This window comes from Thioalkalivibrio sp. (assembly GCF_007692535.1).
Taxonomy (GTDB): Bacteria; Pseudomonadota; Gammaproteobacteria; order Ectothiorhodospirales; family Ectothiorhodospiraceae; genus Thioalkalivibrio.
The window spans coordinates 1-7,901 of record NZ_REBW01000123.1; the positions used below are offsets into that span (position 1 = coordinate 1).

Consider the following 7,901-nt stretch of genomic DNA (forward strand, 5'->3'; position numbering starts at 1 on the left):
AGTCCATGACAGTTAGCGCAGCGTAACCCGACGACGTCCCGGGGACGACGCTATTTTGTGCCCATGGGTGGGGTGCGAGGCCCGTCGGGTTACGCCCTTTGGGCTAACCCGACCTACGGTTTGCGCCTTTTCGTCGGCAGAGGTGGCGCAGGGCCATAAAAGTTAGCCAGGTCCAGCGGTTTCTCAGATCTTCACGACTCAACAGGTTGTTTCGCGGCCGCAGTGCGCTATAATCCCCGGTTTCCTGAAGCACATTGAATTCGCCGAGGTCCAGAACAGGCATGGTTACCATTCGTTTGTCCCGCCGTGGTGCGAAGCGCGCGCCCTTTTATCAGATCGTCGTCACCGACTCGCGGGCCCGCCGCGACAGCGGCTACATCGAGCGCATCGGCTTTTTCAATCCGGTTGCCCGCGGCCAGGAAGTGCCGCTGGAGATCGACATGGCGCGCGTCGACCACTGGCTGGAGCGCGGCGCCGCGCCCTCCGAGCGTGTGGGTCAGTTGATCAAGAACCATCGCAAGCAGACCGCCGCAGCCAGCTAGGACGGTTCGGGGCGTCTGCTCGGGTGCGTTCCGAAGGGGAACGCCTGGTCGTCGGACGCGTGTCCGGTGTCTATGGGGTGAAGGGCTTCGTGCGTGTCTTCTCCGACACCGAGCCGCGCGACGCGATCGCCGAGTTCCCCCGTCTCTGGGTGGAGCGTGGCGGCAGCTGGGAGTGTCTTGAAGTCGAGGAGGGGCGCGCTCACGGGCGCGGCGTGGTCCTGAAGTTTATGGAGACGCCGGACCGGGAGGCGGCGCATGCCCTGATCGGCTGTACGCTGGCGGTCGAGCGTGACTGGCTCCCGCCGCCCGAGGAAGGGGCGTTCTATTGGGCTGATCTGCAGGGTCTGAGGGTGGAAACGATGGATGGCGCGGAGCTGGGGAGAATCCATGGTTTCATTCAGACCGGCGCCAATGATGTGATGGTGGTCAAGGGCGATCGAGAGCGCCTGGTGCCCTGGGTACGCGGGCTCTACGTGCTGGATGTGGACCTGGAAGGCGGTTGCGTGCGGGTTGACTGGGATCCGGATTTTTGAGCGCCGCGATGCGCTTTGACGTGATCACGCTGTTCCCCGAGATGGTGGCGACGGTCGCGGATTTCGGTATCACGGGCCGAGCCGCGGAGCAGGGGCTGTACGAACTGCATACCTGGAACCCGCGGCGCTGGGGCGCCGGGGTGCACCAGGCGGTCGATGACCGGCCCTACGGCGGCGGTCCGGGCATGGTGATGCAGTACGCCCCGCTCGCGGCGGCGCTGACGGCGATGCGACAGGACGATCCACGCCCGGTGCGGGTCGTGGCCCTGACGCCGCAGGGACGGCCGCTGGACCAGGCCGCGGTGCGGCGGTTCGCCGGACTGCCTCGCGTTGCGCTGCTGTGCGGGCGCTACGAGGGCATCGACGAACGGCTGCTCGAGGCCGAGGTCGATGAGGAATGGTCGATCGGAGATTATGTGCTGTCGGGGGGGGAGTTGGGTGCGATGGTGTTGATCGACGCCTGTGTCCGCCTGCTGCCGGGAGCCCTGGGCCACGCCGACTCGGCGACGCAGGATTCCTTCACGGGCGGGTTGCTGGACTGCCCGCACTACACGCGGCCGGAGGTGGTCGCGGGGCGCGGTGTGCCGGCGCCACTGCTGACCGGGCATCATGCGCAGATCGAGCGCTGGCGCCGTCGTGAGGCGCTTGGACGCACATGGGAACGCAGGCCCGACCTCTTGGCCGGCCTGAACCTGGGGCCGGAGGACGCGGCCCTACTGGACGAATACCGCTGCCTGCGGAAGACCTCCGCGGGCGGCAGCAATAGCGACGATTGAGGTTCGACGATGAAGAGCATTATTCAGCAGCTGGAAGCCGAGCAGATGAAGAGCGCGGTGCCCGACTTCGGCCCCGGCGACACTGTCGTGGTTCAGGTCAAGGTCAGGGAAGGCGAGCGGGAGCGGCTCCAGGCCTTTGAGGGCGTGGTGATCGCCAAGCGCAACCGCGGCCTGAACTCTGCGTTTACCGTGCGCAAGATGTCCTACGGCACCGGTGTGGAGCGAGCCTTCCAGACCCACAGTCCGCTGGTGGCCGAGATCCAGGTCAAGCGGCGCGGCGCGGTCCGCCGCGCCAAGCTGTACTACCTGCGTGACCGCACCGGCAAGGCCGCCCGGATCAAGGAAGACATCAAGGCCGCGCGCTAGTCGGGGCCTCGATGACCGAACCTTCGGACCCCTCGAATATCGACCTCCGCCGCTGCCGCGTCCCGCAGGCGGCGCTGGAGTTCGTCTGCGCCTGCTCGCCGACGCACGGCCTGCTGGTCGCCGACTGGCTGGTATCCGCGCCAGGTGGTGCGCCGGCGCCAGGTACCGCCCAGCGCCTGCCCACCGCGTTTCGGGCTGCGGTAAACGGCGCCCTGCGCCAGCGGGCCGAAGGTGCGCCGGTGGCTCTTCCGTTCGATCCTCTCGATTTCCTGCGTGATCCGCAGAACTGGCGTGCACCGGCCGAGGTGCCCCCGGGAAGCCCGCATTCCCAAAAGGTCTGGCAGGCCCTGTGTCGCATTCCGGTCGGCGAGACGCGAACCTACGGCGAGATCGCGCGGGAGATCGGCTCCTCTCCCCGGGCGGTGGGGCAGGCCTGCCGAGCCAACCCCTGGCCATTGTTCATCCCCTGCCACCGGGCCGTGCCGGCCTCGGGTGCGCGCGCAGGCGCCGGCGGCTATGCCGGGCAACGGCAGGGACCACTGGCGGACATCAAGGGGTGGCTGCTCGATCACGAACGGGCAGGATTCCGGCAAGCGCCCGTCGCGGGCTGAAAAGCCGTCGCTACCCTGTTGTGTTGGCTGCCGTAAGACGCAGCCGAGCCGCACTCATCGGTCGGCGCACGGCGTTCTCTTTACGCCTTTCACCCTCGGTCCGGGTTGCCATCTTCCCGCTGTCCGTCGAAACCGCCTCAACGGTTTCCGCCGCGTGAAATCTCCCTCACGCAAGGGAATAATCCCTCCGCCTGGTCCGTCTGGACCGTGATGTTGTCTTGAACCTCCCAGTCGAATCAGTACGTTAGCAGAAGCTAATGTCGGGGTTTTTGTTGACAGGAGGTTCTGCGCATTTGCACGATTAAGGGAGGTTCGGCGACATTGGCGCCGCACCCTATAAAAATGATGTCCACCTTTTGATGGAGGTTTCCATGTTCAGAAAAGCCTTGCTCGCGCTACCCGTGGCACTGGCTCTTGGGGCTACGGCCCATGCCGAAAAAGCACCGGAGGAGGTCCTTCAGGGACTGATTGATTCCATCGATTCACGCTATCTCACCCAGAGTGAGATGAACATCATGATGATGCCCGACAACCCCGCCCTGTGGGTTGGCATCGATGGTGAGGAACTGTTCCACGCGGCCCGCGGGCCGAACAACGTCTCCATGGAAGCCTGTGATTTCGGCAAGGGTCCCGGCGTACTGGAAGGCGCCTACGTCGAAATGCCGCGTTATTTCGAGGACACCGGCAAGGTGATGGACCTCGAGACCCGCATCATGCATTGCATGACGGAGGTGCAGGGTTTCGCCGCGGATGACCCGGCGGTGACCCAGCGCCACGGCTCGGGTTCTGATCACATGAAACTCCAGACCTACATCGCGATGCAGTCCAACGCCATGGAGTGGAACAACCCGCTCGATCACCCGCTGGAGAAGGCGATGCGTGATGCCGGTGAGGTCCTGTTCGCCCGCCGTGCCGGGATGTCCGATTTCAACTGCTACGCCTGCCACGGTCAGTCCGGAAAGCAGGTGCGTGCCTCGGTGCTTCCGGATGCAAACGTTCCCGAAGACTGGACCAAGGCGATCTCCTGGCCTGCCTTCCGTGTCGGCCACGACAACGTGCGCAGCAGTCAGCACCGCGTCCGTGGTTGCTACTACCAGATGCGTCAGCCAGGCATGCTTGCGGGATCCGACGCCTCCATCGCGCTGATTTCGTACTGGACCGATATGGCGCGTGGCCAACCCGCCATTCTGCCTGACATGAAGCGCTGATCCCGGACGCACAAGGAGATTCCACATATGTTTAAGAAGACCTCTCTGGCGGCCGGTGTCGCCGCCTTCGCAACCATCCTCTTCGCCGGCGGCTGCGCCTTCGCCGAAGCGGACAAGTCCGGCCAGGTCGACTACACGGCCATGACCCCGCACGAACTCGCCGAATACCTGATCTTCGAGGCCAATGACGGCGGCGGATTCAACCTCGCCCAGGAAATGCAGGAAGGCGGCACCGCGCGTGACCGCATGCAGCAGGACGAACTGCAGAAGGCCTGCTCGATCATTGGTGACGGCAAGCCCGATGAGGAAACGATGGCCGCCATCCGTACCGCCGCCCAGGAATCGATCGTATATCCGGAAGGTGGGATCCAGCTGGGCAACTGGGAAAGGGGCCGCGAGCTCGCCTGGTCCGGTTTCGGTTACCGCGTCGGTCACAATTACGACGACCACAATGTCCGCGAAGTCGGCGGTACCTGCTACAACTGCCACCAGTTCGCCACCGACCGTACCGGTGGCAATGTCGGTCCGGTCCTGACCGGTTACGGCAAGATGCGTGGCACCAGCGAGCCCATCCTGAAGTATGTGTACGACATGATCTACAACCCGCATGTCTATTTCCCCTGCACCCACATGCCGCGGTTCGGTTCGAGCGGCTTCCTGGATAAGGAGTCAATCGCCGACATCATGGCGTACATGTTCGACCCGGAGTCCCCGGTCAACGAGTAAGCGAGTAACAACGATCAAGTGATGATCGGGGGTCCTTCGGGACCCCGACCAGGCCGCCGGTGGAGACATCGGCGGCCTTTTTCTGTTGGGTCGGTGGCATCACAGCTACGGGAAGCTTATGGAGTGCGGCGGCTTGCCGCCGCTTTGGGGGTTGCGGGCCCGGTGTGACAGCGTCGCCAATGGTGGTTCGGGGGGCGTTTTGCCGGTATCGTCTGTGCCCGTCATGCTCAGCTATCAGCACGAATATCACGCCGGCAACGTCGCCGATGTCCACAAGCACCTGCTGCTCTGGCTGGTGCTGGATGCGCTTTTGGCCCGGCCGAAGCCGTTCGTGGCGCTGGATCTGTTCGCCGGCGCCGGCGAATACCACCTGGACGCCGGAGCGGCCCGGCGCAGCGGCGAGTGGCGCCACGGCATCGGCCGCCTGTGGCCCCTTGCCGGCGGGCCGACAGCGCTACGGGCCTACCTGGATTCGCTGCGCGCGCTGCAGCCGGGCCCGGCTGCGGAACTGTCCTGGTATCCCGGGTCGCCGCAATTGATTCGATCACGCCTGCGGGCACAGGATCGCCTGATCGCCTGCGAACTGCACCCTGCAGCCTACGCCGCATTGCAGGCCGGTCTGCGAGCCGATGCGCGCTGCCACGTGCATCTTCGCGACGCGCGCGAGGCGGCACGGGCCCTGTTCCCCCCGGAGCCCCGGCGCGGGCTGGCGCTGCTCGATCCCGCGTACGAGCGCAACGCGGAATACGACGAGACCGCGGAGATCGCGGCCGAGATCCGGCGCCGCTGGAATACCGGCATCCTGATGCTCTGGTACCCGATTCTGGCCGAGGGCCGCCACGCTGCGTTGCGCGACCGGCTGCTCGCCACCCATGCGGGTGAGCGCATCCTGTTCAGCGAGCTGCGCCTGAGCCAGCCGGTTCGGGGCCCGGGCCTGCAGGGATCGGGCATGGCCGTGCTCGGCGCCCCGTGGCAGCTCGACCGGCAGGCGCGCCAGACCCTGTTTGCCGCCTGGCAGTGTCTCGACCCCGACCGGTCCGGTGGCCTGTTTCAGGCGCTTGCCCTTGAAAACCAGGTCGGTCGCCCCCAGTTTCACCGCGTCGAATCCTCCGAACCACCCGAAACCCTGGATGTGAAGGACCATGACTGAGACACAACGCGAAACACGAAGCTTCGAGACCGAGGTCAGCCAACTGCTGCACCTGATGGTGCATGCACTGTATTCCAACCGCGAGATCTTCCTGCGCGAACTGATCTCCAATGCGGCCGACGCCTGCGACAAGCTGCGCTTCGAGGCCCTGGCCCAGCCGGATGCGATTAGCCAGCCCGCCCAGTTGACCATCGACGTCAGCGTCGACAAGGAGGCTCGCCAGATCCGCATCACCGACAACGGGATCGGGATGTCGCGCGACGAGGTGGTCGCGAACATCGGTACCATCGCCCGCTCGGGTACGAAGGAGTTTGTGAGCCGTCTGACCGGCGACCAGAAAAAGGATGCGCAGTTGATCGGCCAATTCGGGGTCGGCTTCTACTCGGCGTTTACGGTGGCCGATCGCGTGACCCTGGAGACGCGCCGCGCCGACGCGCCCGAGGAGGGCGCGGTGCGCTGGGAATCCGAGGGCGCCGGCAGTTACACGCTGGAGGACTGCTCGCGGGCGCTGCCGGGCACGGAAGTCACGCTGCACCTGAAGGAGGACGCCGACGAGTTCCTGGAGTCGCACCGGCTGCGCCATATCATCACCCGCTACTCCGACCACGTGGCCTTCCCGATCCGAATGCCGCAGCAGGACGGCGACGGCAAGGCGACGGGGGAATGGGAAACGGTAAACCGCGCCAGCGCGCTGTGGACGCGCCCCAAGAGCGAGATCAGCGAAGAGGAATACCGCGAGTTCTACAAGCACGTGGCCCATGACTTCGAAGATCCCACTGCCTGGGTCCACAGCCACGTCGAGGGTCGTCAGCAGTACACGACGCTGTTCTACATCCCGAAGCGGGCGCCCTTCGACCTCTGGGACCGGGATCGCCGGCACGGCGTGAAGCTCTATGTGAAGCGCGTCTTCATCATGGACGATGCCGATCAGATGCTGCCAAACTACCTGCGTTTCGTCCGTGGCGTGGTCGATTCCTCGGACCTGCCGCTGAACGTCTCCCGCGAGATCCTGCAAAGCAACCGGCTGGTCGACAGCATCCGCTCCGGGTCTGTGAAGAAGATCCTGGGCCTGCTCGATTCGATTGCGGAAAACGAGCCCGAGAAATACGCTGAAATCTGGACGAACTTCGGGCGGGTGCTGAAGGAAGGGCCTGGCGAGGATTATGCGAATCGGGAGTCGATCGCGAAGCTGTTGCGCTTCGCCAGCACCCAGAACAGCGACGACACCCAGAACGTGTCCCTGGCCGAGTACAAGGCCAGGATGAAGGAGGGCCAGAAGGCCATCTACGTGGTGACCGCCGACAGTGCGGCCGCTGCCCGCAACAGCCCGCACCTGGAGGTCTTCCGCAAGCACGGCATCGAGGTGCTGCTGTTATCGGACCGGGTGGACGAGTGGCTGCTGTCGCATCTCGACAGCTTTGACGGCACGCCGATCAAGTCGGTGGCAAAAGGCGATCTCGATCTCGACGAGGTGATCGGCAAGGACGAGGGGGAGGATGCGGCAGCGGCTGCGTCCGGGGAGGATCTCGGCGACCTGGCCGAGCGTATCGGCAAGACCCTCGGCGACCGGGTGGAAAGCGTGCGCGCCTCGAAACGCCTGGTGGAGTCGCCGGCCTGCATCGTTCTGGGCGAGCATGAGATGGCCCTGTACCTGCAGGAGTTGATGAAGCAGGCCGGCCAGCCGACCTTTGGAAGCAAACCGGTACTCGAGGTCAACCCGGCGCACCCGCTGGTGCAGCGCCTGAAGGAGGCGGACGGCGCGGACTTCGACGACCTCGCCACGCTGCTGTTCGAGCAGGCGCTGTTGACCGAGGGCGGGCAACTGGACGACCCGTCTGGCTTCGTCGCCCGCCTCAACCGGTTGTTGTTGAAAGCTGCCTGATCGCAAAGGACGGGGACAGATCTATGAATCTGTCCCCGGGAGCAGCGGGGGCGGTTAACGTGAAAGTCACAGCCCAGTAGGTCGGGTTAGCGCAGCGTAACCCGACG

General features: G+C 65.1%; 9 protein-coding genes. All 9 read left to right on the top strand.

All coding sequences use genetic code 11. The features are described from left to right. Window positions 1-281 precede the first annotated feature (281 nt). Window positions 282-542: a 30S ribosomal protein S16 gene (rpsP, locus tag EA346_RS06335; RefSeq protein ID WP_296756781.1), complete on the top strand. Its 261-nt coding sequence runs from the start codon at window positions 282-284 to the stop codon at window positions 540-542. Between the two features lie 23 nt (window positions 543-565). Then, window positions 566-1,075 carry a ribosome maturation factor RimM gene (gene rimM, locus EA346_RS06340; RefSeq protein WP_296756782.1) on the top strand — a complete coding sequence of 170 codons (510 nt, stop codon included), beginning with the start codon at window positions 566-568 and terminating at the stop codon, window positions 1,073-1,075. A gap of 8 nt (window positions 1,076-1,083) precedes the next feature. Continuing rightward, window positions 1,084-1,851 carry a tRNA (guanosine(37)-N1)-methyltransferase TrmD gene (gene trmD, locus EA346_RS06345; protein ID WP_296756784.1) on the top strand — a complete coding sequence of 256 codons (768 nt, stop codon included), beginning with the start codon at window positions 1,084-1,086 and terminating at the stop codon, window positions 1,849-1,851. A gap of 9 nt (window positions 1,852-1,860) precedes the next feature. Continuing rightward, entirely contained in the window at window positions 1,861-2,217 is a 357-nt protein-coding gene (gene rplS, locus EA346_RS06350; RefSeq protein ID WP_296747996.1) for a 50S ribosomal protein L19, read from the top strand. Between the two features lie 11 nt (window positions 2,218-2,228). Further along, window positions 2,229-2,828 (top strand): methylated-DNA--[protein]-cysteine S-methyltransferase, encoded by a 600-nt coding sequence (locus EA346_RS06355; RefSeq protein ID WP_296756786.1) that lies wholly within the window; start codon window positions 2,229-2,231, stop codon window positions 2,826-2,828. A 371-nt stretch (window positions 2,829-3,199) separates the two neighbouring features. Next, window positions 3,200-4,036 (top strand): sulfur oxidation c-type cytochrome SoxA, encoded by an 837-nt coding sequence (gene soxA / locus EA346_RS06360; RefSeq protein WP_296756788.1) that lies wholly within the window; start codon window positions 3,200-3,202, stop codon window positions 4,034-4,036. A gap of 27 nt (window positions 4,037-4,063) precedes the next feature. Next, complete coding sequence (gene soxX, locus EA346_RS06365) at window positions 4,064-4,762, top strand: sulfur oxidation c-type cytochrome SoxX (RefSeq protein ID WP_296756790.1); 699 nt, start codon at window positions 4,064-4,066, stop codon at window positions 4,760-4,762. A 223-nt stretch (window positions 4,763-4,985) separates the two neighbouring features. After that, the gene (rlmJ, locus tag EA346_RS06370) at window positions 4,986-5,912 is read left to right on the top strand and encodes a 23S rRNA (adenine(2030)-N(6))-methyltransferase RlmJ (RefSeq protein ID WP_296756794.1); all 927 of its coding nucleotides are present in this window, start codon (window positions 4,986-4,988) and stop codon (window positions 5,910-5,912) included. Continuing rightward, entirely contained in the window at window positions 5,905-7,794 is a 1,890-nt protein-coding gene (gene htpG / locus EA346_RS06375) for a molecular chaperone HtpG (RefSeq protein WP_296756792.1), read from the top strand. The genes rlmJ and htpG overlap by 8 nt, the downstream gene beginning before the upstream one ends. The last annotated feature ends 107 nt before the right edge of the window (window positions 7,795-7,901 follow it).

What these genes read in the sequence shown, in the direction of transcription:
- rpsP (WP_296756781.1), top strand. Translation starts at nt 282, where the DNA reads ATGGTTACCATTCGTTTGTCCCGCCGTGGTGCGAAGCGCGCGCCCTTT.
- trmD (WP_296756784.1), top strand. Translation starts at nt 1,084, where the DNA reads ATGCGCTTTGACGTGATCACGCTGTTCCCCGAGATGGTGGCGACGGTC.
- rplS (WP_296747996.1), top strand. Translation starts at nt 1,861, where the DNA reads ATGAAGAGCATTATTCAGCAGCTGGAAGCCGAGCAGATGAAGAGCGCG.
- EA346_RS06355 (WP_296756786.1), top strand. Translation starts at nt 2,229, where the DNA reads ATGACCGAACCTTCGGACCCCTCGAATATCGACCTCCGCCGCTGCCGC.
- soxA (WP_296756788.1), top strand. Translation starts at nt 3,200, where the DNA reads ATGTTCAGAAAAGCCTTGCTCGCGCTACCCGTGGCACTGGCTCTTGGG.
- soxX (WP_296756790.1), top strand. Translation starts at nt 4,064, where the DNA reads ATGTTTAAGAAGACCTCTCTGGCGGCCGGTGTCGCCGCCTTCGCAACC.
- rlmJ (WP_296756794.1), top strand. Translation starts at nt 4,986, where the DNA reads ATGCTCAGCTATCAGCACGAATATCACGCCGGCAACGTCGCCGATGTC.
- htpG (WP_296756792.1), top strand. Translation starts at nt 5,905, where the DNA reads ATGACTGAGACACAACGCGAAACACGAAGCTTCGAGACCGAGGTCAGC.